The sequence below is a fragment of the Aliihoeflea aestuarii genome, assembly GCF_024105665.1.
Lineage (GTDB): Bacteria > Pseudomonadota > Alphaproteobacteria > Rhizobiales > Rhizobiaceae > Aliihoeflea > Aliihoeflea aestuarii.
Map to the genome: position 1 here is coordinate 563059 of NZ_JAAAMK010000001.1, position 25070 is coordinate 588128.

Genomic DNA, 25070 nt, shown 5'->3' on the forward strand with positions numbered 1-25070 from the left:
AACCGCCCAGCAATGTCAGCGCCTTACGGATATCCGCCTTCGATCACCCGCCAGCAGCGCCGACGCCCCATTCTCTCCGCCGCGACTTTGGCTGCCGCCATCGTCTCGAAAACATCGCCAAGAATCTGTTCCGGGCCATCCGTTATATCGACAGTGAAGCCCTCATTCGGCAGCGGCGTCACGCGCATTTCAACACAGCGCCCGCCGCTCTCTATCTCACCGCCGACGAATTTGGCATACACTTCCCACCCGCGCGGCTCCCGCACCGCGCTCACCAAAGCCAGTTGCATCGTCGATCCCTCTCCAAATTCAGCCCCGATCGGGCGGGGGAGAGAACACCGGGCTCATGTCACAAAGTCGAGGAATCTTGTTTCCTTGCGGCCTCGCTCACTGGCGCAGCGAGTCCTTGAAAATGGCTCTGCAAAAGGACTCCCGGCCACCTGAATTCTGCGCCGAAACAACTCAAGCCGTAGAAAAATATTTCAGCCGTTCTCGGATATTGCGGCCACCGTCGAGCCCGCTCGTTACGGTGCTGTTCGTATCTCGCGCTCGCTCGGCCGAAATTTGCTAGCTCGCCTCTTCATCCCACTCGTCCGCTTCAGTTGCGAACCCCAACCGCTTGAGTGTTTGCCCGTCCGACTGCGGCTTGCGTAAATCGGCTTTCGCTTTAGCCATCTTCTCTTGTTTTTCCCAGTTCTCCATTGTCGAGTACCATGGCACGAAGCGGTTGAATGAGAGGCCGTCCTTGCGGCTCGTAGGAGCCGGGAAGCCCATGCGAGGCCGATGTCTTTTCCATTCCTCGTCTACGGCCGCGAATAGTGCGTTCGTCCACGCCTCCATCGCGACCGCTTTCAGTTCCAGCCGCTGGCTGAAATCGTATGCCTGCCTTGTGATTGCCGCCGCAAATCGTGGTGCTTCGCCTGTGCTCACGCTCTGATGATCAAGCACAGCAGACACGGCATCGCCTCGCACCATCAAATTACCGCACTCAGTCGCAAATGTGGTGCGGAAATCGTGGGTTGAAAAATCTGGAATCCCTTCGAGCAGATCGACTGGAATCTTGAACTCCTCGCCGTCTTTCTCAGCCTTGGCCTTTGCGAGTGCAAACGCCTTGGGGTCTGCAGGCCGTCCCCGAAGCCGCTGGATCAATAAACGTGGCGTGGAACGGGACAGGTGCGCGTCGGTTTTTCCGCCTTCTAATCGGGTCGCCGGAAACACATAGACAGATTCCCTTTCGGACGACTCGATTGACCTTTTTAATAGCAGTGCCACGCGGGGAGGAATTGGCAGCGAATGCGCCTTTCTCCCCTTCATTGTGTCTTCAGGGAAATAAACGACCTGCCATCCTTCTGGACCATTCGGCCACGGCAGGATGTTTGATTTCAGCAGTTTCAGGCCAGCCGATGCCCGCTGCCCCGTAAGCGCAAGCCACCATAGCGAGCAAACAGAATTTTCCGATGTCACCCGTTCGATCTTTCGATCCGACATCACCCGATGCTTTTCGGCGAGGTATAGAACCCGTGCCGTTTCGGCCAGTGTCGGGAACCGTGTTTTGGCCTGTGGAATGGTCTCTTGCCTCTTTTTGACCTCCCTCCACCAGTAGGCCGACCCCTCAAGCCCCGCTTCGCGAGAATCGGTCCCGCGAGCATGTGTCAGTGCGGCCTTGGAGTACGCGACGAATTGGCGGGATGCCGCCAATCTGCCCTTTCTGAAAAAAGCGTTTCGGACTTCTTCAAGGTCACCTGCTCGCAGCGTGGATAGCAGCCGATCATGCAGATGGTGTGTTTCTTCAAACGTCAGGAGGTAGCGCTTAGCTTCCTTCACTGTCTCCATGGATGGCAGCCTAGTCTCACCCCGGGAATTTGTGCGCGGATTTGAAAGGTAGATGTCAGCGTATTGCCTGACCATCTCTTTCCAGTCCCAGCGCCCCTTTTGCCGTTCCGTCGCCTCCGCAGCTGTGTCGGCCGCTTTCTTCGGCGCTTCGCCTGACAGCCTCGCGGTCACGTACGCTTTGGCATCTTTCTTCGCCCGGAGCAGTGCGACGACTTCCCTTGTCATCATCCGCGCCGCGTCCGCATCCCCGACCTGATCTGGCGAGCCGAGCGTAACGGTTTTGCCGTTCCACTTCACGATCCACGCGCACGAATTGCCTTGCGTTCTGAGCTTGAGATTGATTTCCCCGGTGTCTGCGAAGATCAGCGGATCGGCGGTCGAAAACTCCGCCGACCTGGCTGCTGCCTTGGCTTCTTTGATCTGTTTGGCCCCGATTCGTATTCGATGCGTCGGCATCGCCCGCCCTTCCCTTGTTCAACTTGGCGACCTTCTAGACCAACCTACAGACCAAGTCCATCAAACAAGCCCCGCGTGCTTTGCGCGTCGTATGCGAGTCTCAAGCCGAGAAATCCGATCTTTCATGTTGTTTTTGCTATAATTTTTCTTGGCTTCAAAAACACCTCCAATTGCGCTAGGCTCCTGACTCGCTCCATGACACGACTACGAATCTGGGGGTCAGAGGTTCGAATCCTTTCGGGCGCGCCATTTAACCCACTGAAATCACTTCATTTTCTGCCTTCAGCGCGATAGCTCCCCAGCATAAAAATCCATTTTAGTCTGGGTTTTAGTCTGGGGTTTTTGTTGCAGATAGACGCGGAATGTCGGCATCGGCAGCATGTGATTCCCACTTTTTGATAGCTGGTGGGGCGAATTTGATGATGGTCTCGGGGGGAAAGCCTTCCCCCTGGCCGGCACTTCGTTGCCGGCGCACCCCCTTCTGCGGGGAGACCCCGCAACGCCCCCCTAGAGTGAGAGGCAGGCCGGGTTTGCCGTGACGGGCTGGGATCGGGAGAGAGGCTCCCGAGGCCCGTCGCGGAGTAATCCCGATGGCCAGACATGACCGCAGCGCTCGCGCCGGCTCGGACCGGACGAGCCTTTACGACGACATCACCGACAAGATCATCGCCGAACTGGAGGCGGGCCGCGTGCCCTGGGTGCAGCCTTGGGGCACCCCCGAGGCCGACGCGCTCCTCGGCCTGCCGAAGAACGCCGTCACCGGCCGGCAATATTCCGGCATCAACATCCTTCTTCTCTGGGGCGCCGTGGTCGAGCGCGGCTTCCCCGGCCAGGGCTGGCTCACCTTCCGCCAGGCGCTCTCGCTCGGCGGCAATGTTCGCAAGGGCGAGCACGGCACCACGGTCGTCTACGCCGACCGCTTCATCCCCGACGAGGAAAAGAAGCGCGCGCAGGAAACCGGCGAGGAAGCCCACGCGATTCCCTTCCTGAAGCGCTTCACCGTGTTCAACACCGTGCAATGCGAGAACCTTCCCGAAGACGTCACCGTCGCCGCACCGCCTCCGCCGCCCGGCCAGATCGAGCCCACCGTCGAGGCGCTCATCAAGGCCACCAGCATCGACTTCCGCATCGGCGGCGACAAGGCATTCTATATGCCGGCCCCCGACTATGTGGTCGTGCCGCCCCCGGCCGCCTTCTTCGAGCCGATCAACTGGCACCGCACGGCCCTGCACGAGCTGTCGCACGCCAGCGGCCATCACTCGCGCCTCGCTCGCGATCTCGGCGGCTCCTTCGGCTCGAAGAAGTATTTCGTCGAGGAATGCGTCGCCGAGCTTTCGAGCGCCTTCTGTTGCGCGGCGCTGGGCATCAGGCCCACCGTGCGCCATGCCGACTATATCGGCGCGTGGATCGACACGATGCGCGAGGACAACCGCGCCATCTTCCGCGCCGCGTCGCAGGCCAGCAAGGCGGCCGACTGGCTTCTCTCCTTCCTGCCGGCCGACGAGCAGCCCGCCGTCGATGCCGCCTCCTCGATCGACAGGAGGGCGGCATGATGACCTACGCGCAATTGCGCACCGCGCTCGCTCGGATGGAGGAGAGCCTGGCTGAGACCCGGCACAACCTCGCCCTTGTCGAGCGCCGGCTTTGCGACGGCGCGGAAGCCGAGACCATCAGGCGGCGCCCGAAGTCGCGCTGGTATCATCGCCGGATGAGCCGCTGGACCGGAGCCGACGAGGCCGAATACCGGCGCATCCTCGATCGTACGTCCAAAGCCGCGCAGGCCGAGCTTGAGCGGCTTCGCCGCAAGGTCGAGCGGCAGAACGGCGCGATTTTAGCGCTGCGCTGCAAATACCGCATCAACGACGAACGGCCCCGGCAGTACGCCTTGTGACCGTTCCGGCCGATGGCTGCGCCGGTGTGTGCCGGCGCAGCCGAGAGGAAGAGAGGTGCCGGGGTTTCCGTGACGGGTTGGAAGCGGAGAGAGAGGCTCTCCGCGCCCGTCGTGGAGAAACCACGATGGCAAGAGCTGCCAGGAAGAAGTCCGCCGCCGTCCCAATGATCGTGTTCTCGCGGGCGCGCGATATTCCGTTCAACCGGATCAGGCTGTCGGACAGCAATGTCCGCGAGGTCGACGTCGAGGCCGGCCTGGACGAACTCACCTTCGACATCGACCGCCGCGAGGACCTCGTGCAGGGTCTCAATGTCCGTGCCATCCTCGACGCGGACGGCAACGAGACCGGCGATTTCGAGACGCCGGCGGGCGGGCGCCGCTACAGGTCGATCGCCCGGCTCGTGAAGGCGGGGCGTTTCCCCGAGGACGGGCTCGTTCCCTGCATCGTCAAGAAGGCCGACGCCAAGACCTCGGCCGTGGACGACTCGCTCGCAGAGAACGTGCTGCGGCTGGCGCTGCATCCCCTCGATCAGTTCCGCGCCTTCAAGCGCATGGTCGACGGCGGCATGTCCGAGGCGGAGGTCGCCACCGCCTACTTCACCACCGAGCGCTATGTCGCGCAGCGCCTCGCGCTCGCCAAGGTCTCGCCGAAGCTGCTGGAGGTCTATGCCGAGAACGGCATGACGCTGGCGCTGCTGGAGACCTTCACCGCGAATCCCGATCATGCCCGTCAGGAGCAGGTCTGGGATGCCGTGAGGCAGTCGCACTACCGCGAACCCTGGCACGTCCGCCAGATGCTCACCGAGACCAGCGTTCCCGCGTCCGACAAGCGCGCCATGTTCATCGGCCTCGACGCCTATGTCGCGGCCGGCGGCCCGGTGCTGCCCCGCTACCTGTTCGACGAGGAGGATGGCGGCTGGCTCGACGACGTGCCTCTGCTCGACAGGCTGGTTGCGGACAAGCTCAGGACCGTCGCCGACGAGGTGGCCTCCGAGGGCTGGAAGTGGATCGCCGTCAGCCTCGACCTCCCGCTCGGCCACGAGCGGGGCCTTCGCGTGCTCGCCGGCACCTTGCCCGAACTCACGCGGAAGGAGCGCAAGCAGCGCGAGGCGCTGCGCGACGAGTACGACGCCCTGATGGCCGAGCATGACGGCTGCGACGAGCTGCCCGACGAGATCCACCAGCGGCTCAGCGAGATCGAGGCGGCGCTTGACGCCTTCGAGAACCGCCCGGCCATCTATGACCCGGCCGAGATCGCCGGCGCCGGCGCCTTCATCTCGGTCGATTCCGATGGCGATCTTGTCGTCGAACGCGGCTATGTCCGGCCCGAGGACGAGCCGGCCGCGGCCGTCGACGGCGAAGCGCCGGAGGCCGTAGGCGCCGACGGCGACGGCACGGAGGAGCCGCGAGTCATGCGGACCGTCATCACCATCGGCGGCGAGCCTGCCGAGCCGGAGGAGGACGAGGAAGACGTCATCCGTCCCCTGTCGGAAAGGCTGGTGGCCGAGCTGACGGCGCATCGCACGCTCGCCCTGCGCGACGCCGTGGGCGCCAACCCGCAGGTCGCGCTCACGGCGCTGCTGCACAAGCTGGTGCGCGACACGTTCGGGCGCTCCACCACCGGCGCCGCGGTCGGGGCTTCCGTCCGCGAGGTCTATTTCCGCGAGCAGGGTCCGGACCTCAAGGACAGCCCCTATGCGCAGTCGGTCAAGGAGCGGCACGACGGCTGGAAGGCGGACCTTCCGTCCGACGACGACGCGCTCTGGGACTGGCTCGCCGCGCTCGACGAGGCCAGCCGCCTGGCGCTGCTCGCCCATTGCGTGAGCTACGGCGTCAACGCGCTCTACGAGCGGCCGAACCCGATCAGCGCCAGCGGCATCTCGCAGCACGGTCTCGACCTTCGCATGGCCGAGGCCGACCGGCTCGCCCGCACCACCGGCCTCGACATGATCGAGGCGGGCTTCCGGCCCACGGTCGAAAACTATCTCGGCCGCGTTCCGAAGACCCGCATCCTCGAAGCCGTCCGCGAGGGCGCCGGCGATCGCGCGGCCGACCTGATCGCCCATCTGAAGAAGGGCGACATGGCCGAGGAAGCCGAACGGCTGCTCGCTGAAACCGGCTGGCTGCCCGAGCCGCTGCGGCCGCTCGACGCCGAGCCGGAGCTTGAGGCGGGCACGGAGGGCGATGGCGAGGCGCTTCCCGCCTTCCTCGCCGGTGATGAGGAGGAGGCGGTCGGCAGCGTTGAGGGCGATCCCGAGCATCTGGTCGCCGCCGAATAGTCGCGGAGCGGCTCCGGCCGCTCCCTTCCATCCCTTCACTCTCGGCCCGGCCATGCGCCGGGCCGTTATCGTTTCAGGAGATCGACATGGCGATTCCCGACCATGCACGCACCAACTTCAAGACGCTGCTGAGAGCGGCTGGCGATGGCAACCTCGCCCTGATGGAGTGCCAGGACGCCGCGACCGGCAACCTGCGCTACGTCATCTGCGCGGTCGGCCGCGACGGCGGCGATTACGTCTTCACGCCGTTCGGCCATCTGGCCGATGGCGATCCCTACGACGCCTATCTTCCGCCGGACCCGGACGATCCGTCCGGCTTCCTGGCGCCCGACGACGGAGGCCGGTGATGCTGCACACGCTCTATCCCAATCTCGGCGTCACCCCGCTCGATACGGACCGGGCCGTGCTCCGGGCGGCGGTAAGATTTCTGTCGCCGGAAGTCCGCGCCGATCCGTGCCGGCGGCTGCTCCGCAGGATCTTCTACTGCGCGATGCTTCGCCGCCACGCGGAGATCCAGCGTGGCTTCATGCGAACCCGCCACTGACGTCGTTCCCTCCCTTTCTCCCAACCTCGCCCGGCCTCTTGCCGGGCATTTTTCGTTTCAGGAGGCTTCCATGCCCACCTTCACCATCGAGACCGCGCATGACGTGCCGGTCTACCGTCTTCGCAGCTACGAGGCCGATACCGTCGACAAGGCATGCCGGCTGGCGGTGGACGACGGCGATTGGTCGATCCGCAAGATTTCTCACGACACCCCCGGCGAAACCTTCGTCAGCGGCATCTGGGAAGGAACCGGCGCTCCCCACTCGGCCCGCAGCCTTCCGGTTCCCTCGCAATATGGCGACACCATGCGCCGGAAGGCCCGGCATTTCGAGGTGCTGCTCGGCCTTCTCAAGATGTTCGCCGCCGCCGATCCGGCAGCGCCTGAACTCGCGCTCTGGCGGCAACGTGCGGTGTCCGCAATCGCCAAGGCCGAAGCGATGATGGCCGCCGCCCGCGATCCCAAGGGGAGCGACCGCCATGCCTGAGATCGTCGAAACCACCGTCTACCGCCTCGGTGAGCTGTCCGCGGACGCGAAGGACAGGGCGCGTGCATGGTATCGCGAAGGCGCGTTCGACCATGACTTGCACGAGTTCATCTTCGATGATTTCGAGCGTGTCTGCGAGATTCTCGGCGTGCGGCTCCGGACCCGCACCGTTCCGCTCTATGGCGGCGGCACCCGTCAGAAGCCGTGCATCTACTTCTCCGGCTTCTGGAGCCAGGGCGACGGTGCTTGTTTCGAGGGAAGCTACAGCCACGCCAGGGGCGCACCGCGAAAAATCCGCGACCATGCTCCCAAGGATGGCGAGCTTCACCGGATCGCCGACGCGCTCCAGGCGATCCAGCGCCGCAACTTCTACCAGCTCCATGCCGGCGTCAGCCATCGCGGCCGCTACTGCCACGAATACTGCATGGTCATATCGGTGGAACGCGACAGTCCTATCTATCAGGACATGACCGCCGACGCCGAGGACGCCGTGACGGAGGCGCTGCGCGATCTCGCACGCTGGTTCTACCGCCAGCTTGAGCGTGAATACGAGTTTCTGTTGTCGGACGAGGTGGTCGACGAGGCCATTGCCGCGAACGAATACACCTTCACCTCATCTGGCCGCCGCTTCGGCTGATCCGCTTCCGGCAGATCGCGCGGGCGCTTGCCGGTCCCGGTGGTCCGAGAGCGAGAGGAAGGCCGGGACGGGTTCGAGCCGGTGCGGTCGAGAGAGAGCGCCGGTCGGCTCGTCCCGTTCCCGCTCTCCTTGAGGCTCCCATATGAACATGATGCCCGCTACCGTGGCCGCCAACGCTGCCGCGCCGATCCCGCTCGCCTCCGAGCCCGGCACCGCCGCCGCCATCCTCGCGGCCGCGCAGCTCCTTCTCCCCCATCTCGAACGCGGCCAGCGCATCGACGCTCCGGCGCTGCGCCACGCGATGGAAACCGCCTTCGGCGGCTCCGACGCGGCGGGCGCATGGAACTGGAAGACCGCCTACGAAGCCTGCGAGGCGGCCACGGTGCTGTTCCTGCGCAAGTTCGGCAAGGCGCTGCTCCGCAAGAGCGGCTCTCCCGCTGCGAGCCTGCCGCTGCTGGAACGCATCGCGGCGCTGATGCTGACCCACACGCGCCGCTCCGAGGAGGTGCAATCCTTCCAGCAGTTCTCGACCCCGATCCCGCTCGGCCTGGTCGCGGCCACCGCCGCCGCGATCACGCCGGCCGACCGCGTGCTGGAGCCCTCGGCCGGCACCGGCCTGCTCGCCATCCTGGCCGAGATCGCCGGGGGCACGCTCGTCCTCAACGAGCTGGCCGAGACCCGCGCCTCGCTCCTCTCCTCCCTCTTTCCGGCCCTGTCCGTCACGCGCTTCGATGCGGCCCAGATCGACGACCACCTCGACCTGGCCGTGACGCCGACCGTGGTGCTGATGAACCCGCCATTCTCGGTCATGGCGCATGTCGAGACCCGCATGGCGGACGCGGCATTCCGCCATGTCGCCTCTGCGCTGGCGCGCCTCGCTCCCGGCGGCCGCCTTGTCACCATCACCGGCGCCAACTTCGCACCCGACGCACCCGAATGGGCTTCCGCCTACGCCCGTCTGCAGGAACGCGGCCGTGTCGTATTCACGGCCGCCATCGACGGCGCCGTCTATGCCAAGCACGGCACGACGTTCCCGACGCGGCTGACCGTCATCGACAAGCAGCCGGCCGACGATCCCACAGTCTTTCCCGCGTCGCTCGGCATCGCGCCCGACGCGGATGCGCTGATGGGCTGGGTTGCCGAGCATGTGCCGGCCCGCCTGCCGGTCGATCCCGCCGTCGCGGTTCCGGTCGCCGCCACGCCCGCGCCCCGCACCGTGCGCGGCTATCTCGCCCGCTCCGCAAAGGCCGCGCCGAGGAAGCCCCTAGCCGAGCCGGAAGGCGTTGACCTCAGCTACGAGATCATCGACCGCCAGGATGCCGGGAGCGCCGGCATCACCGATTCCATCTATGAGGAATACGCGCTCCAGTCGATCCGCATCCCCGGCGCGCAGCCTCATCCGACCAAGCTGGTGCAGTCGGCGGCGATGGCGTCCGTCGCGCCGCCGAAGCCGAGCTACCGGCCGCGCCTGCCGGCCAACATCCGCGACCTCCTGTCGGATGCCCAGCTCGAAACCCTGATCTATGCCGGCGAGGCCCATTCCGATTATCTCGCCGGCGCGTGGACGGTCGATGAGACCTTCGACGTCGTGACGGCCGCTGCCGACGACGCGAGTGGTTCCGTCCGCTTCCGGCGCGGCTTCATGATCGGTGACGGCACCGGCGTCGGCAAGGGCCGCGAATCCGCGAGCATCATCCTCGACAACTGGATGAGAGGCCGCCGCAAGGCGCTGTGGATCTCGAAGTCGGACAAGCTGCTCGAAGACGCGCAACGGGATTGGTCGGCGCTCGGCATGGAGCGCCTGCTGATTACGCCGCAGTCGCGCTTCCCGCAGGGCAAGCCGATCACGCTGCCGGAAGGCATCCTGTTCACCACCTACGCCACGCTCAGGACCGACGAGCGCGGCGAGAAGGCGTCGCGCGTCCAGCAGATCGTGGACTGGCTCGGCGCCGACTGGGATGGCGTCGTCATCTTCGACGAATGCCACGCGCTTCAGAACGCCGTCGGCGGCAAGGGCGAGCGGGGCGATGCCGCTCCGTCGCAGCAGGGCCGCGCCGGGCTTCGTCTCCAGCATGCGCTTCCCGACGCCCGCGTCGTCTATGTCTCGGCGACCGGCGCCACCACGGTTCACAATTTGGCCTATGCGCAGAGGTTGGGCTTGTGGGGCGGCGAGGACTTCCCGTTCTCGACGCGGGCCGAGTTCGTCGAGGCGATTGAGGCCGGCGGTGTTGCGGCGATGGAGGTGCTGGCCCGCGACCTGCGCGCGCTCGGCCTCTACACCGCGCGCTCGCTCTCCTTCGACGGCGTGGAATACGAGCTGGTCGAGCACGAGCTAACGCCCGAGCAGACCCGCATCTACGACGCCTATGCCGGGGCGTTCGCCATCATCCACAACAACCTCGACGCCGCCATGCAGGCCGCCAACATCATCGGCGGAGGCGAAGGCGGCTCCGGCACGCTGAACAAGCAGGCAAAGTCCGCCGCGCGCTCCGCATTCGAGTCGGCCAAGCAGCGCTTCTTCGGCCATCTGCTCACCAGCATGAAGACGCCCACCCTGATCCGCTCGATCGAGCGCGATCTGGAGGCGGGCCATGCCTCCGTGGTGCAGATCGTCTCGACCGGCGAGGCGCTGATGGAGCGCAGGCTGGCGGAGCTTCCCACGGAGGAATGGAACGACGTCCGCGTTGACATAACGCCTCGCGAGTATGTCCTGGACTACCTTCGCCATTCTTTCCCGGTGCAGCTCTACGAGCCCTTCACCGACTCGGAGGGCAGGCTGTCGTCGCGGCCCGTCACGCGCGACGGCCAGCCGGTCGAGAGCCGCGAGGCCGTCGCCCGCCGGGATACGCTGATCGCGAAGCTGGCGAGCCTGCCGCCCGTTCCCGGCGCGCTCGACCAGATCGTCCAGCGCTTCGGCACCGACATCGTGGCCGAAGTCACCGGCCGGTCGCGCCGCATCGTCCGCAGGACGAGCAATGGCGGCCACGATCGGCTCGTCGTCGAGACCCGCGCCGGCTCGGCCAATCTCGCGGAGACCGCCGCCTTCATGGACGACCAGAGGCGGGTTCTGGTCTTCTCGGACGCGGGCGGAACGGGCCGCAGCTACCACGCCGAACTGTCGGCGCGGAACACACGGCTGCGCGTCCACTATCTCCTCGAACCCGGCTGGAAGGCCGACGCCGCCATCCAGGGGCTCGGCCGCACGCACCGGACCAATCAGGCGCAGCCGCCCCTGTTCCGGCCGATCGCCACCAACGTCAAGGCCGAGAAGCGGTTTCTCAGCACGATCGCGCGCCGGCTCGACACGCTGGGCGCGATCACGCGCGGCCAGCGGCAGACCGGCGGTCAGGGCCTGTTCCGCCCGGAGGACAATCTGGAATCGCATTATGCCCGCGACGCGCTGCGCCAGCTCTACATGCTGATCGTGCGCGGCAAGGTCGAGGGCTGCTCGCTGGGGAAGTTCGAGGCGTCGACCGGCCTAAAGCTGATGGATTCGACCGGCATCAAGGACGAGTTGCCGCCGATCACCACCTTCCTCAACCGGCTGCTCGCGCTCACCATCGAGATGCAAGGCATCATCTTCACCGCCTTCGAGGGGTTGCTGAACGCGCGGATCGAAGGCGCCATCGCGTCGGGCAGCTACGATGCCGGCCTGGAGACGCTGAGCGCCGAGAGCTTCGTCGTCACCGGAAGGGAGACGATCTACACGCATCCCGGCACCGGCGCCGAGACCCGGCTTCTCACCATCTCCGAGCGCAAGCGCAACCGGCCGGTCACGCTCGATGCCGCGCTCGACCATCTCCTTGACCCGCGCGCGAAGCTGCTGGTCAACGAACGCTCCGGCCGCGCCGCGGTGCGGGTCCATGCGCCGTCCGTGATGACCGACGATGGCGATGTCCAGTATCGCGTCCGGCTGATCCGGCCGATGGAGGCTCACACCATCCCGTTCGGTGCGATGGTCGGAAGCCATTGGGTCGAGGCGGACCGAGACGCCTTCGCATCGGTCTGGCAGGCAGAGGTGGCGGAGGTGCCGGAGTTCTCGGATTCCACCATCCACATCGTCACCGGCCTGCTGCTGCCGATCTGGCGACGCCTGCCCAACGAGTCCTCGCGCGTCTACCGGCTTCAGACCGATGACGGCGAGCGCATCATCGGCCGCAGGGTCTCGCCGGCATGGGCGGCGAACGCGGTGACGACCGGATCGGTCTCGCTCTCTGCCGACGAGGCGTTCGCGGCGCTGATGGAGGGGAGGACCATCATCGACCTCGACGATGGGCTCCAGCTTCGCCGCGTCCGCGTCATGGGCGCCCACCGCATCGAGCTGTCGGGCTTCACCGACACGATGCGCGAGCGTCTCTCGGCCTACGGCTTGTTCCACGAGATCATCTCGTGGAAACTACGCATGTTCGTTCCCACCGACGCGAGCGGGGTCGCGGTGCTGGCGAGGCTGCTCGACCGATGGTCGGTCGAGCGCTTCAGCGAACGGGAGGCCGCATAATGCCCCGTCTCGACGCTTCCGAGCTTGCCCGCCGTCTCGGCCTCCATGCCGAGGCGGCTTGCCGCCACTATCTGTCCAACGGACGACGCCAGGGCAATTACTGGCTGGTCGGGGACGCCCGGAACCTGCCCGGCCGCTCCACCTTCGTCCGGCTGCGCAGCTCGGCCAAGGGACCGCCCGGCCACTGGACCGATGCCGCCACCGGCGAGCATGGCGACATGCTCGATATTGTCCGCGAAAGCCTCGGCCTCGTCGACTTCAAGGACATAGCCGACGAGGCGCGACGCTTCCTCAGCCTGCCTCATCCCGAACCGGACACCGGAACGGCGGCCGGGAAGGCGAGCCGGCGCGCATCCGGCTCGCCCGAAGCGGCACGGCGCCTGTTCGGCATATCGAAGCCGATCCGCGGCACGCTCGCGCAAACCTATTTGCGCCGGCGCGGCATCACGGACCTCTCCGGCATCTCCAGCCTACGGTTCCATCCGCGCTGCTATTACCGGCCTGACGAGCACAGCCCGAGAAAGACCTTGCCGGCGTTGATCGCCGCCGTCACCGACCTTGACGGCCGGCTTACCGGGGCGCATCGCACCTGGCTCGCGCCGGACGGATCGGGGAAGGCTGCCGTCGACACGCCGAGGCGGGCGATGGGCGACCTGCTCGGCCACGGCATCCGCTTCGGCGCGTCGGACGATGTGCTGGCGGCCGGCGAAGGCATCGAGACGGTGCTGTCGCCCCGCATGGTCCTGCCCATGATGCCGATGCTGGCGGCGACCTCGGCCGCCCATCTCGCCGCGATCCTGTTCCCGGCGACGCTGCGCAGGCTCTACATCCTGCGCGACCGCGATCCGGCCGGCGACGGTGCGCGGGACCGTCTGGTCGAGCGGGCGGCGAGCGCCGGGATCGAGGCGATCGTGCTGTCGCCACGGCTCGAGGACTTCAACGAGGATCTGCGGCTCCACGGCCCGGAGGCCCTTCGGGCGCAGATGCGGCCTCAGCTCGTCCATGAGGACGCCAGCCGCTTCATGGCCCTGGCGGCATAGTCGGGATCGGGGATGGAGCAGGCGGCGCGGCCGCCGTCCCCGGTTCGCTTCCGCGCGGCTCCCGCGATCGTCGGCAGAGACCGCCACCCGGCCTTCCCAGAGGGCGATCGAGCCCACAAACGGCCCGGACAAGCAATGGCGGCGCTCCGGCTATCGTCCGCCGGCGGGGCGAGCCCCGCCTTTGCATCGCGAAACAAGATTGCCGGGCTTAGCCATCAAGGCCCTCGCGAGCGAGGGCTGCCAGTCCGGGCCGCCCGTGGGCTTCCGACGCCATGAAGGCCGCGAGGGTCGCGGTCGGACCGACGAAGGAGACCACGCAGATGGGAAGCGAACACGAAGACGGCTTCGAGCCGCAGCACGCCTCATCCCCAACCGACCGCCTGCTCACCGAACTCCAGCTCTATGGCTGGCGCCCCTTCGAGGACGAGCCCGGTCCGAGGCCGCTGCCCGAGGGCAGCACGGTGGCCGGAGCCATCGCAGACATCTTCGACGCCCTCATCGCCACGCTTGGCGACACCCGCCTCGAACCCGATCTCGACGACCTGCTCTGGTCGACCGTCAATCTCTTCCACCGCGCCGTCCAGCGGATCGAGCGCACGCTGGACGACAACGAGCAGTCCCAGCGCCGCCTCCAGCGGGAACAGGACGGCACCGAGATCAAGGCGGTCGAGCTGGAGCGCCTTACGGCCGAGGGCCAGACCATGATCGAGCGGCGCGACGCCTTCGAGCTGATGCGCGACCAGGCCGCCGAACACTACGAGCGCCACACCGGCTCAAGCTGGCGGCCGCGTTCCGGCTCGATGGTCAACCACCGCAACCTGACCTCGGCGCTGGTCGACAGCCGCGACTTCATCTCCGCCCGCCGCAGGGCGGACGCCGAGGTGCTGATCCCGGCAGGCCCGAGGATCGCGGTCTCCGGCGCCAACACCTTCAACGACCACGCTCTCATCTGGGGCGTGCTCGACAAGGTTCACGCCAAGTATCCGCAGATGGTCCTCCTGCATGGCGGCGCCAGGACCGGCACCGACCTGATCGCCGACAAGTGGGCGGCGAACCGCAAGGTGCCGACCGTTCCGTTCCCGCCCGACTTCGCCAAGTATCCGGCGAAGCAGGCGCCCTTCAAGCGCAACGACACCGTGCTCGAAACGCTTCCGATCGGCGTCATCGTCTTTCCCGGCGGCGGCATCCAGGGCAACCTTGCCGACAAGGCGAGGAAGCTCGGCATCAACGTCTACGATTTCCGCGATCGGGGTGGCGCTTAGGCGCCGCCGCTTGACGATCGCCAGCAAAAGGAGTCAAATCCGTGCATCCTCGCAGCACCGGCATAGAAGCAAAGTCGCAGGCGGAGCGTATCGTCGGACAGCCTGTCGTGATCCTTGGACCGATCATCCGGAGGCTTCCATGACCCTCATCCTGCTTGCCGTCTCGCTGTCGATCGCGCTCACCATGATCGCATGGCACTTCGCGGTCTACGCCCTCCCGTTCATGGTCGGGCTTGCCGCGTTCCGCTACGTCCATGCGGTCGATGCGGGGATTGCCATGTCCATCGTCGCCGCGCTCGGCGCTGCCGGCCTTTCCGTTCTGGTCGCCGCCGCCGTCCTCGCCTTCGTGCGGGCACCCCTCCTGCGTCTTCCCGTCCTCGTGCTATTCGCCGCGCCCGCCGCCCTGGCAGGCTATGCGGTGGTGCATGGCGTCGCGCAGAACGTCATCGAGTCGACGGTTGCGCTAAATCTTCTATGCGGCACCGGCGGCCTGTTCGTCGGCATCGCCGCGCTGTTGAACATCAGCGCCCACGCCGCCGCCTTCACGCCGCGCTGAAGCCTTCTATCGCCCCTCCGGGCGGACTTGATCAGATCGCTGCCGGGAAATGGTTCACATGGTCGACGCCGATGGGTCACGCGAGCCCGACACTCACGTTTCCAAAGAACGGAGCAGTTCTTCCCGATTCAACTCAGCCTTCTCGTCAATCAGATCAAGATACCGCTCCACCGCCTTGGCAACGCTTAGCCGAATGTGCCCGAGGTCATCCCACGAGATCGTCCCATTCGGATGGCCGAGACTGTGCAGATACTCGTCTCTCAACGTGTAACCGCGCTCCAGCCAGTCCGCTTCGTTGTCGTCATCAACGAGACGTCTGTATCTGCGCTTCATCTTCTCGCGGCCGCGATGTTCCCTGAGCATCAAGGTCGCCTCGATACAGCTTATGTTCACAACGATCTCGTCGATCCCTTCTTCCGAGAGAGCTTTGACGAAGAAGTGCTTAGTCAGCGGATGTAAGATCGCTCTCTCTGTGCCTCGCTTTGCAAGCACCTTTTGAAGCAACCGCCATCGCTGTTCGAGTGTGTCGAGTTGTTGTCGGCCAAGCTCGAAAGACTCCGACCGATCGGGAACTTCGATCTCCTCGTCCGGATGACCGATGAGGGTCCAGGTCATAGCCGCCGCGTCGGGCGCGCGCGGCGCGTCAGCGAACGGATCGTCGGAGAACGAATAGACCCAGGGAACGTCAAACGGTTCCCACGAGCCGTCAATCGACTCCTTGCTAAGACACAAAAGCAGCACAAATAGCGCGTCCTCCACAGGCGACGGAAACGTCGGCTCGAACACTGGAACCTTGCCGATCTCATCCCATCGCTTGTGAAGCACGCCAAGCCAAGTGCGTTCCCATAGCGCACCAGCCGGCTCGGACTCGCTCGTGACAAGCCAATAGAACCCATCCAATCTTTCGACGGGAAATTGCTGCCAACGGCCGAAGCGTTTTAGCGCATCATGCCGCACGCGCCGACCGAGTTCCCCGCGTCTGAGAAGGGCGATCTCGTTCGTCCCGAAACGCACATTCTCGACGCTTTGGTGCGGCCGCTGACTTGAATCGTCCAGATCGAGGCGATCGAGGGGCGCGTAATGGAATCGCGTCACTTCCTCGACCAAGAAAGCGCGATGCAGCTTCCGTGCTGTGTCATCGGCAGTTTGCAGGCTGCCTGAATGCCAAGGTGCCTCATTCCAGCGGAAGAAGTTTTCGAGTGCCGTCCGCAGTTCCTTTCGCGATGAATCACCGGAAGGACGTTTCGAGAGCCGAGAACCGCTCATGTCGGGATAGATCAAAGCGCAATTGCTCTCAAGCAACCGAAATGCTGCCGAGCTATAAGCTTCTTCCTCCGTTCGGCATGCCGCACGCCAAAGGTCGGCGACAGCCAGCCGTATCGCTTCAGGTGCCTCCTCTGTTTCCTTACCCAAGGTCGTTCCCTCCAGCCACGCCATCATCGCACTTTCCGATGAAATCAAAAATGGCCAATCGGCGATGCAAGTGGCCGCTCCCATGACAAAGGGCCTCGACGGCATCTCCACCAGCTCTCCGAACCTCGCCCATGACGGGCTGGCCGCCGGTATCCGCTCCGTCTTCGCATCGCCGTCTCCGCATCTAGCCGGCGCGGGACGTCCCAATCAGCGTGATCGCGTCTTTGGTGCTCTCGACGCCTTCCCGGTCGGCCCACCGTGGCGTGGCAGCGCGGCGAGCCGGAGCCATGCTTCATCCCTTCAGGCGCGCACGAGCCGTCACCGTTGCCCCGGAGATGGTAACGGCGCCATTCGCCCGGACGCCGGTGCCGGCGCTGTTCCTCATCAGCAATCCGAGATCGGCATGCGCTTGAGACAGGCGCGGCGATCGCGCTGTTTCCCGAGATGGCGCGGGTAAGAGGCCACGACCGATGGCCGGGCCGGCAAGGAGGAAGGTTCTGCGGTTTCTCCGTGATGCGTTCGCGGAAGGACATGCCCTCCGACTGACTGATCCCCTACGGCCGAGCGGTTTCCGCCCTCAACCCCCGCGGCTCCGGACCGTGTTGGCGCGAAGCGCCTGCCCGCCCCACTCCGGGCCTTAAGGGTTGCTGTCGGCTCCCGGCGACCGTGGCCGGGTCTCGTCGGAGGGACGGTCCCTCCGATTGAAGCAACGGAGAACTACCATGCAGAACATCGTCATTCTTGCCGGCAACATCGGTCAGGACCCCGAGGGCCGCACCACCATCAACAACACCCGCATCGTCCACTTCACCCTAGCCACCTCGCGCCCCCGCTACGCGGAAGGCAAGGTTCTGCGGGACAAGGACGGCTACCGGGTCCAGGAGACCGAATGGCACCGCATCACCTGCTTCAACGGCCTCGGCAAGACGGTCGAGCAGCATTGCCAGAAGGGCATGAAGGTGCTGGTCCGGGGCCGCATCCACTACACGAAGTGGACCGACCGGGAAGGCGTCGAGCGCTACAGCACGGAGATCATCGCCGAGACGGTGGACTTCCTGAGCTGGCCGAAGCGGGAGGACGACAGCCGCGGCGCCAACGATCCCGACGACGAGATCCCGTTCTGAAAGGAGGTGTCGAGAGCCCGGCGGCGAAAGCCGCCGGGCCTTCTTCATGTTCGCGGCCAGAAACTTCGCGACCCGGCTTCGAGCCTTCCCGCAACGCTCACTCGACGTCTCGCCCTGTCTGGGCCGAGCATATCCGCCGCCGATCCTCTGCCAGGTGGCGGGCAGGCATCGACGGCGTGCCACCCGCGCGCACGCCCGAGCGTGGCATTGACGCGAGGCCGAACCTACCGGCGCATCCGGGCGAGGACGTGCAGCTCCGTGGGGAGGAATGCCACCCCGCTCTTTGAGGCTTACCTTCGTTCCAGTCGCGGCCTTCCACGATCAACCCCAAGGGGTCGGACTATGCACGGCATGCCGCCGCCGGAGGCTTCGCCCCGGCGGTGATCGCGGCCGCGGCCGAAACCCATCGGGCGCCTGTCGAGCGGGGATGGCCCCCGCTCCAGATCAGGAGCCGCAGCAATGTCCCTTCCAGACGCACAAGCCTTCGCCTTCAGCCTCGCCGCCACCCTGCTGGTCACGATCGTCATCTTTCGCGCCGGCGACGGCACGGTCGGCGCCATGCCCGCCGCCGAATATGACGGCGACGACGAAGCCATCATCCGCGAGATCGACCCGTTCGCCCCTTGAGGGCGAACGTCAGGGTCTCGACACGCGGATCAGCTCGCAGGGGTCGACGTCGAGCGCGTCCGCCACCTTTCCGAGAATGCTCACGCTCGCCGAAACCTTGCCGCGTTCGATCGAGCCGATATAGCGAGCGCTCAGCCCGGAGCGCTCGGCCACTTCTTCTTGCGTCATATCCTTGTCATGGCGCAGCCGACGCATGTTGATCGCCATGACCTCTTTGAGGTCCATGACGCATCGGAACCAGAACCGGAATTATCGTTCTAGGAATGATCGTTCCGATTCGGTATGGTCGACCACATGCGCTGAGATCAAGTGCGTCGCAGCCCGTCGACTTTCTGTCGAATCGCGGAATGGAAGCATTCCGAGAATCTTCGATGCCAGTCGCGGAACTTCTATTGCACCTCAAAGCGATGACGTATTTGTGAACTACATGCGCGAGGAAGTAAGGACACTACGATGAGCAAATCTCCCTTCAAGGACAGCCCTCCGCTGACCGACAGGGTGAATGCCTATGACGAAGCCAACCTCGCAACCTATCTGCGCCTGCTCGACGCTGCCGCCGAGGGCGAGGACTGGCGGGAAGTCGCGAAGATCGTGTTCGGCCTCGACGTCGACGCCGATCCCGAACGCGCGAAGCGGATGCACGACACCCATCTCGCCCGCGCCCGCTGGATGACCGAGAAGGGCTACAAGCACCTGCTGGAACCGCGCATGCAATGATGGGCGGCGCATCACCGCATCGCCGACGACAGCGCGACCCCGGATTGCTCGCCACGGTCGAGATTTCCATTCCGATTTTCCATCTTCACGCGAGGTCGACCCCGCCAATACTCGAATCATCCCGATGGCAAAGACCGGGCGGGGAGGATTTCGTCATGGAGCCGCTGCACGACTGGCGATCACCGCAGTTCGAGGAACATCTGGGCCGTCTCGACCGGGGCGGCGTGTCGTTCGAGTTTCTTCGTCGCAACCGTGAATACCGGCAGGACTATGCCGAGACGCTGGCAAGGGTGGCCTCCGGCGGCGCGGACAAGAAGGACGCGATAGCGCTCCTGTCCCGTCGCTGGGGGCTCGCCTTTCCCGGCGGACCCTTCTGCATCGGCGTTGACCGCTCGACCCGTCTGGCTGCCTCGAATCTTCCCTGCCGTGCTCATTGTCATGGCTGTCCCCGAAGGCTTTGCAGCTTCTTCGCTTCCTGATCCTCGCGCGCTGCCGCTACTGGGCGAACTGGCCGGCGACGGCCTGCACGCCGTTGCTGAAGACCAGGCCGGGGATCACCGGCTCTGGCTCCAGCATGGTGCTGAACCGGCCAACGCCGGTATCTTCCTTCCGCTCGACGAGCATTTCTGGTGGCGTCACCGAAATGCCGGCCGCCTGAAGCGCCGGCTGGACAGGAAGCCGGCCGGTCCCTCGCCACGCCAGCAGCGCCTATCCGCATTCCAGATTCGTCGCGCCGCTCTGATGCTGCGTGCCTGGGACGGCGTGGAATCCGGCGCCTCGCGCCGCGTCATCGCCGCCGTTCTCATCAACCGGACCGTCGAGACAATGCGCGCCCTCGACTGGCAGAACGCTCCGGAGCGGCGGCGGCTCGCACGTATCCTCGCGGCCGCGCGCCGGCAGATCGAGAGCGGCTATCTGCGCTGGCTGGTGCCCCACGCATCGCGTGGTCGGCGCGAAAGCGATCGAGACTGACTCGCCAGCAGACCCACGCGCTCGAAGGGGGGACACTTCTCCTAAGACACCCCGATTTTTGTCACTCCGCCCAACCGCTGATTTTTCGCCATCGTCGCATCTGACTCGCCGTTCTCACGGCGGCCGCGACGGAGGCCGATCATGGACAATATCACCGACAGCAATTGGCCGCGCTTCGTGCGGACGCCGGAGGCGGCCCGCCTCCTCGATCTCTCGCCCCGCACGCTGGAAAAGCATCGCTGCGACGGCACCGGGCCGATCTACCACAAGCTCGGCGGCCGCGTGGTCTACGCCGTCGCCGACCTGCAAGCCTGGATCGAGGCGAGCGCACGTCAATCCACCTCCGAGCCGGCGACGCCGAGCCTGCCCGCGCCGCGCGACACGGGCGCGGCCGACGCGACCCGCTGACCACCGCATGACCGCGCGCCGCACATATCAGGGCCAGCAGCTCGAACTCTTCAGGGCACGCTCCGGCGAGATCGCCGCGCGCGACGCACAAGACCTGATGTCCTGGCCGTTCTTCTCGCTCGGCAAATCGCGCCGCGTCACGCCGATCGACTTCCGCATGGGCGACGTGTCGATCCGCGTCGAGGCGACGTCCGAGCACGGCATGGCGACCATCTGGGATGCCGACGTGCTGATCTGGGCCGCGAGCCAGATCGTCGACGCGCGCGACCGTGGCCTCTCCACCTCGCGCTTCATGGCGTCCACCTCCTACGAGATTCTCACCTTCATCGGCCGCACCGATTCCGGCTTGAACTACGACAGGCTGAAGGCGGCGCTGGACAGGCTGCAATCGACCACCATCCTCACCTCGATCCGCCAGCCCTCCGAGCGTCGCCGGCATCGCTTCTCGTGGATCGCCGAGTGGAAGGAGCGGCTCGACGCGCAGGGGCGATCGCTCGGCATCGAGCTGATCCTGCCGGATTGGTTCTATGCCGGCGTCCTCGACGACGCGCTCGTGCTGACCATAGACCGCGACTATTTCGGGCTGACCGGCGGCCTCGAACGCTGGCTCTACCGGCTCGTGCGCAAGCATGGCGGCCGGCAGAGCGGTGGCTGGAGCTTCGACGTTCCGCATCTTCATCTGAAGTCCGGCAGCCTGTCGCCGCTCCGGCGCTTCCGCTTTGAGCTGCGCGCCATCGTCCAGCGCCAGCCGCTTCCCGGCTACCGCCTGGCGCTGGTGGACGATCCCGATGGTCGCCAGCGTCTGACCTTCCAGCCCATCGACGAGCAGCCCATGCCGCGCCGCCGCAAGCGTGCGGGAGCGACGTCATGATCGGAGCCGGGACATCGCTCCACCGCAGCCGTGGAAAGCCTGTGGACGGAACCGTACTATCGGGAACGCTGATTCCCGTCTTTTCGGGAACGCGAATCCCGTACCATCGGGAACGCCAACCGCCGGCAAGCGTCGGATTCGACAGGCGGAATCCGGCCCCTCTAACTTCCCTAACTAAAGAATCCTTCGGATTCTTGCTAACGCGCCCTCCCATTTCACGGAATCGGGGACAACGGCGCCGCAGCCTGATCGGCATGCGGAGGATCGCGCCATGACGATCCTGACCGGCGATTGCCGCGACCTGATGCCGGCGCACGGCCCGTTCGATCTGATCCTCGCCGATCCGCCCTATGGCGACACGTCGCTCGCCTGGGACCGGCAGGTCGACGGCTGGTTGCCGCTCGCCCGCGCCTCCCTGAAGCCGTCCGGCTCGCTCTGGGTGTTCGGCTCGCTGCGTTCGTTCATGACCACCGGAGGAGCGTTCTCGGATGCCGGCCTGACCTATGCGCAAGAGATCGTCTGGGAGAAGCAGAACGGCTCTTCCTTCCACGCGGATCGCTTTCGCAGGGTCCACGAGCTGGCCGTCCAGTTCCGCCGTGCCGACGTGCCGTGGAGCGCCGTCTACAACGAGGTGCAGACGACTCCGGACGCCACGGCCCGCACCGTGCGGCGCAAGAAGCGACCGCCGCATACCGGCCGGATCGACGCCGGCCACTATGTCAGCGAGGACGGCGGCCCGCGCCTGATGCGCTCCGTGATCTTCCTGCGCAACGCGCATGGTCGCGCCATCCACCCCACTGAAAAGCCCGTCTTCCTCCTCGAAATCCTGATCCGTACGAGCTGCCCGCCTGGCGGCCTGGTCGGCGATTGGTTCGCGGGCTCCGGTGCTGCGGGCGAAGCCTGCCGGCTGACCGGCCGCCGCTATCTCGGCTGCGAGATCGACGCGGCGATGGCCGAGCGCGCGCGAGCGCGCATCGCATCCGTGCTGCCCTTCACGGAAGGGACACCAACATGACGACAAGCATCCGCAACGCCGGCCTGCCGGCCGACCGCACGGTGGTCGAGCTGACCTGGCGCGAGAACCACGTCGAACACTGGATACGCTTCGGCCGCGCCGCCGAGGACCAGCGCCTCGACCGCCATCGCCGTGTCGTTGTCTTCGCGCCGGGCAGCATCTTCGCCTTCGTCCGCTGGGCCGGCAACGAGCATGGCACGATCATCTCGCGCATCGACATCGTGCGCGCCGTAGCAAGTGGCGAGCCTTTCCAGACGCTCCCGTTCGTGCGACCGGGCGGCGACATTCTCTTGCGCATCACCGGCTGGCCGAAGGTCGAGGCGGTGCTGAAGGTGGTCGATGCGATCGAGGCGCTTGGCATCGACCCCGCCGATGTGGCGCCGGATCACTGGCGTCACATCTACAACCGCATCAGCGTCAACGAGCCGTTCCGCGTCTATTCCGCCGAGCAGCACCGTGCCTGGCTCCGGCGCCGCGAGGTGACGCGATGATCGCGCGCCGCGTGACGCTCATCACCATGATCGCAGGCGCGGTGCTGGTCGCGGCTCCGGCATGGCATCGGCCCGATCTGCGCTTCATCTGGAACGCATCGGCCAGCGTGCCGGTCGGCCTCTACCGCATCGTCCCGGCCGACCGCATCGAGGTCACGGACCTCGCCGTCGTCATGCCGCCCGACGAGCTGGCGGACTTCCTCGCCGAACGCGGCTACCTGCCGCGCGGCCTGCCGCTCATCAAGCGCGTGCTGGCACTCGCCGGAACCGAGGTCTGCCGGCACGACAGCACCATCACCGCCTACGGCGCGACCTATGGTGACGCTCGCGCGCTCGACACGCACGGCCGCCCGCTACCTGTCTGGCAGGGCTGCCGCACGCTCGGCGAAGGCCAAGCCTTCTTCATGAACTGGGACAGCCCGGACAGCTTCGACAGCCGCTATTTCGGGCCGCTCCCCGTCGCAACCATAGTCGGCCGGGCGGTCCCCGTCTGGACAACCGACGACCCCGATCCGGACGCGGAATCCTTCCGTGAGCCGGTCCCCGACGAGCCATGACGGCTCGTTCTCCAACCTCGCGAAAGGAACATCGCATGGCCCAGATCGGCACCTTCACCCGCAACGATGATGGCTTCTTTGGCCGCGTCCGCACGCTCAAGCTCGATGTAGAAGTCGCCATCCTGCCGGCCGAGGAATCGGATGCCGAGAACGCGCCCGAGCATCGCGTCTTCCTCGACGGGCAGGAAGTCGGCGCGGCCTGGGACCGCACCGGCGACAAGGCCGGAAGCTATCTGTCCCTGACTATAGACGATCCGTCCTTCTTCGAGCCGATCCGCGCGCGCCTGTTCGAGTCCGACACAAAGAAGGGCGCGTGGAACCTGCTCTGGACGCGCCGGAAGAAGAACGACGGCGAGGCATGACCGATCATGCGCTGCCATCGTTCTCGTCATCCTTCAAGCTCACTCTCCTTGATCGGTCGAATGCCGGTCACTCCCCTCGACCCGATCGTCCATCGGGCGGCCGTCGCGCGCAGCGGAGGTCAAGGGCGGCGGCCTGTTTTCCGGGTTTCGGTCATATCGCCCGACGATGCCCGTCCGGAAAATGTCGGCCGCCGGCGAAGCCTCGCCCTTGGCCGCAGCGAGCACGATGGCAGGCTTGTCGCGCATCGGGACGGCGGTGCCTGCGCTGCCGTCCCGACCCTCATGACGATGCTGTTCGCATGCGCCATGATCGTCGTCATGGTGGCTCCTGCGTCGGCCGAGCCGCCGCCCGGCGAACCGCTCCCGGCCACCGTCTCGGCCGCTCCGCGATCCGATCCGTGGGCGCCCCATGTCGCCGCGGCCGCCCGCCGCTTCGCCATTCCCGAGCGATGGATACGCGCGGTCTTGGCCGTCGAGAGCGTTGGCGATCCCGCCGCGCTCTCGCCAAAGGGCGCCATCGGCCTCATGCAGGTCATGCCTGCGACATGGGAGGAGCTGCGCGCGAAGCATGGCCTCGGCGCGGACCCCTGGCAGCCGCGCGACAACATCCTCGCCGGCACCGCATATCTGCGCGCGATGCACGACCGCTATGGCTCGGTCGACGCCATGCTGGCCGCCTACAATGCCGGCCCCGGCCGCTATGACGAGCATCTCGCGAGCGGCCGCGCGCTGCCGGCCGAGACTGTCGATTACGTCGCGAAAATCGCGCCGATGATCGACGGCACCGCACCGATCACACGCACGGCTGGTTCATCGTCATCGCCGTCATGGCGTCGCGCTCCGCTCTTCTTCACGCGCTCCACTGACCGCGATCACGACGATGCGGACGACTCCCTCCCTCTTTCCGGCCGACCTTCCGACGACCCGCCGATCGTCGATCTGTCGGCGCTCGTGCCACCATCCGACGGTCTGTTCGTGGAACGGCCGGCAAGGGAAGGAGATCGGCGTTGAAGATCGCATTTCCTCGCTTCGC

General features: G+C 66.0%; 27 protein-coding genes. 23 read left to right on the plus strand and 4 right to left on the minus strand.

Annotated features, from left to right (window positions below; translation table 11 throughout):
• Positions 1–23: 23 nt before the first annotated feature.
• Together GTW25_RS02805 and GTW25_RS02810 are read right to left on the minus strand one after the other, a co-directional pair.
• Positions 24–290, minus strand: a complete 267-nt coding sequence (locus GTW25_RS02805; protein WP_252910448.1) for a hypothetical protein — start codon at positions 288–290, stop codon at positions 24–26.
• Positions 291–567: 277 nt separating this feature from the next.
• Positions 568–2289 carry a tyrosine-type recombinase/integrase gene (locus tag GTW25_RS02810; RefSeq protein WP_252910449.1) on the minus strand — a complete coding sequence of 574 codons (1722 nt, stop codon included), beginning with the start codon at positions 2287–2289 and terminating at the stop codon, positions 568–570.
• Positions 2290–2879: 590 nt separating this feature from the next.
• Between GTW25_RS02810 and GTW25_RS02815 the strand changes: the two genes are divergently transcribed.
• The 11 genes from GTW25_RS02815 to GTW25_RS02865 all read left to right on the plus strand — a co-directional run bounded on the left by GTW25_RS02815 (position 2880) and on the right by GTW25_RS02865 (position 15480).
• Positions 2880–3842 carry an ArdC family protein gene (locus GTW25_RS02815; RefSeq protein ID WP_126006700.1) on the plus strand — a complete coding sequence of 321 codons (963 nt, stop codon included), beginning with the start codon at positions 2880–2882 and terminating at the stop codon, positions 3840–3842.
• Complete coding sequence (locus tag GTW25_RS02820; protein WP_126006702.1) at positions 3839–4180, plus strand: hypothetical protein; 342 nt, start codon at positions 3839–3841, stop codon at positions 4178–4180. Before GTW25_RS02815 ends, GTW25_RS02820 begins: the two co-directional genes overlap by 4 nt.
• Positions 4181–4305: 125 nt before the next feature.
• Positions 4306–6459: a ParB/RepB/Spo0J family partition protein gene (locus GTW25_RS02825; protein ID WP_126006704.1), complete on the plus strand. Its 2154-nt coding sequence runs from the start codon at positions 4306–4308 to the stop codon at positions 6457–6459.
• Between the two features lie 86 nt (positions 6460–6545).
• A complete protein-coding gene (locus tag GTW25_RS02830; RefSeq protein ID WP_126006706.1) occupies positions 6546–6806 on the plus strand; it encodes a DUF6117 family protein in 261 nt (86 codons plus the stop codon).
• Entirely contained in the window at positions 6806–7003 is a 198-nt protein-coding gene (locus GTW25_RS02835) for a hypothetical protein (protein WP_126006708.1), read from the plus strand. Before GTW25_RS02830 ends, GTW25_RS02835 begins: the two co-directional genes overlap by 1 nt.
• Positions 7004–7073: 70 nt before the next feature.
• Positions 7074–7487: a hypothetical protein gene (locus tag GTW25_RS02840; RefSeq protein ID WP_126006710.1), complete on the plus strand. Its 414-nt coding sequence runs from the start codon at positions 7074–7076 to the stop codon at positions 7485–7487.
• Positions 7480–8124: a DUF8835 domain-containing pootine gene (locus GTW25_RS02845; protein ID WP_126006712.1), complete on the plus strand. Its 645-nt coding sequence runs from the start codon at positions 7480–7482 to the stop codon at positions 8122–8124. The genes GTW25_RS02840 and GTW25_RS02845 overlap by 8 nt, the downstream gene beginning before the upstream one ends.
• A gap of 148 nt (positions 8125–8272) precedes the next feature.
• On the plus strand, positions 8273–12622 hold the full coding sequence (locus tag GTW25_RS02850) for a strawberry notch-like NTP hydrolase domain-containing protein (protein WP_425364943.1): 4350 nt from the start codon (positions 8273–8275) through the stop codon (positions 12620–12622).
• On the plus strand, positions 12622–13662 hold the full coding sequence (locus tag GTW25_RS02855) for a DUF7146 domain-containing protein (protein ID WP_126006716.1): 1041 nt from the start codon (positions 12622–12624) through the stop codon (positions 13660–13662). The genes GTW25_RS02850 and GTW25_RS02855 overlap by 1 nt, the downstream gene beginning before the upstream one ends.
• Before the next feature lie 320 nt (positions 13663–13982).
• Positions 13983–14924, plus strand: coding sequence for a DUF2493 domain-containing protein (locus GTW25_RS02860; protein ID WP_201744832.1), 942 nt, complete (start codon positions 13983–13985; stop codon positions 14922–14924).
• Between the two features lie 139 nt (positions 14925–15063).
• Positions 15064–15480, plus strand: coding sequence for a hypothetical protein (locus GTW25_RS02865; protein WP_126006720.1), 417 nt, complete (start codon positions 15064–15066; stop codon positions 15478–15480).
• 93 nt (positions 15481–15573) lie between these two features.
• On the opposite strand, the gene GTW25_RS02870 is transcribed toward GTW25_RS02865, so the two are convergent.
• Positions 15574–17004, minus strand: coding sequence for a hypothetical protein (locus GTW25_RS02870; protein WP_148916852.1), 1431 nt, complete (start codon positions 17002–17004; stop codon positions 15574–15576).
• 611 nt (positions 17005–17615) lie between these two features.
• Here GTW25_RS02870 and GTW25_RS02875 point away from each other — a divergent pair.
• Together GTW25_RS02875 and GTW25_RS02880 are read left to right on the plus strand one after the other, a co-directional pair.
• Complete coding sequence (locus tag GTW25_RS02875; RefSeq protein WP_126006724.1) at positions 17616–18017, plus strand: single-stranded DNA-binding protein; 402 nt, start codon at positions 17616–17618, stop codon at positions 18015–18017.
• Positions 18018–18476: 459 nt separating this feature from the next.
• Positions 18477–18644 carry a hypothetical protein gene (locus GTW25_RS02880; RefSeq protein WP_201744833.1) on the plus strand — a complete coding sequence of 56 codons (168 nt, stop codon included), beginning with the start codon at positions 18477–18479 and terminating at the stop codon, positions 18642–18644.
• Positions 18645–18653: 9 nt separating this feature from the next.
• On the opposite strand, the gene GTW25_RS02885 is transcribed toward GTW25_RS02880, so the two are convergent.
• Positions 18654–18869, minus strand: a complete 216-nt coding sequence (locus tag GTW25_RS02885; RefSeq protein ID WP_126006726.1) for a helix-turn-helix domain-containing protein — start codon at positions 18867–18869, stop codon at positions 18654–18656.
• Positions 18870–19097: 228 nt separating this feature from the next.
• Between GTW25_RS02885 and GTW25_RS02890 the strand changes: the two genes are divergently transcribed.
• The 10 genes from GTW25_RS02890 to GTW25_RS02935 all read left to right on the plus strand — a co-directional run bounded on the left by GTW25_RS02890 (position 19098) and on the right by GTW25_RS02935 (position 25048).
• Entirely contained in the window at positions 19098–19361 is a 264-nt protein-coding gene (locus GTW25_RS02890; protein WP_126006728.1) for a DNA -binding domain-containing protein, read from the plus strand.
• Positions 19362–19516: 155 nt separating this feature from the next.
• Positions 19517–19840 carry a transcriptional regulator domain-containing protein gene (locus GTW25_RS02895; protein ID WP_201744834.1) on the plus strand — a complete coding sequence of 108 codons (324 nt, stop codon included), beginning with the start codon at positions 19517–19519 and terminating at the stop codon, positions 19838–19840.
• Complete coding sequence (locus tag GTW25_RS02900; RefSeq protein WP_126006730.1) at positions 19800–20333, plus strand: DUF2285 domain-containing protein; 534 nt, start codon at positions 19800–19802, stop codon at positions 20331–20333. The genes GTW25_RS02895 and GTW25_RS02900 overlap by 41 nt, the downstream gene beginning before the upstream one ends.
• Positions 20334–20474: 141 nt before the next feature.
• Entirely contained in the window at positions 20475–20741 is a 267-nt protein-coding gene (locus GTW25_RS02905) for a helix-turn-helix transcriptional regulator (protein WP_126006732.1), read from the plus strand.
• 7 nt (positions 20742–20748) lie between these two features.
• Positions 20749–21612 carry a replication initiator protein A gene (locus GTW25_RS02910; RefSeq protein WP_126006734.1) on the plus strand — a complete coding sequence of 288 codons (864 nt, stop codon included), beginning with the start codon at positions 20749–20751 and terminating at the stop codon, positions 21610–21612.
• Between the two features lie 271 nt (positions 21613–21883).
• Positions 21884–22627 carry a DNA-methyltransferase gene (locus tag GTW25_RS02915; protein WP_126006736.1) on the plus strand — a complete coding sequence of 248 codons (744 nt, stop codon included), beginning with the start codon at positions 21884–21886 and terminating at the stop codon, positions 22625–22627.
• The gene (locus GTW25_RS02920) at positions 22624–23118 is read left to right on the plus strand and encodes a DUF2840 domain-containing protein (protein ID WP_126006738.1); all 495 of its coding nucleotides are present in this window, start codon (positions 22624–22626) and stop codon (positions 23116–23118) included. The genes GTW25_RS02915 and GTW25_RS02920 overlap by 4 nt, the downstream gene beginning before the upstream one ends.
• Positions 23115–23675, plus strand: a complete 561-nt coding sequence (locus GTW25_RS02925) for a S26 family signal peptidase (RefSeq protein WP_126006740.1) — start codon at positions 23115–23117, stop codon at positions 23673–23675. Before GTW25_RS02920 ends, GTW25_RS02925 begins: the two co-directional genes overlap by 4 nt.
• Before the next feature lie 35 nt (positions 23676–23710).
• The gene (locus GTW25_RS02930; RefSeq protein ID WP_126006742.1) at positions 23711–24037 is read left to right on the plus strand and encodes a DUF736 domain-containing protein; all 327 of its coding nucleotides are present in this window, start codon (positions 23711–23713) and stop codon (positions 24035–24037) included.
• 60 nt (positions 24038–24097) lie between these two features.
• Entirely contained in the window at positions 24098–25048 is a 951-nt protein-coding gene (locus GTW25_RS02935; protein WP_235897749.1) for a lytic transglycosylase domain-containing protein, read from the plus strand.
• The last annotated feature ends 22 nt before the right edge of the window (positions 25049–25070 follow it).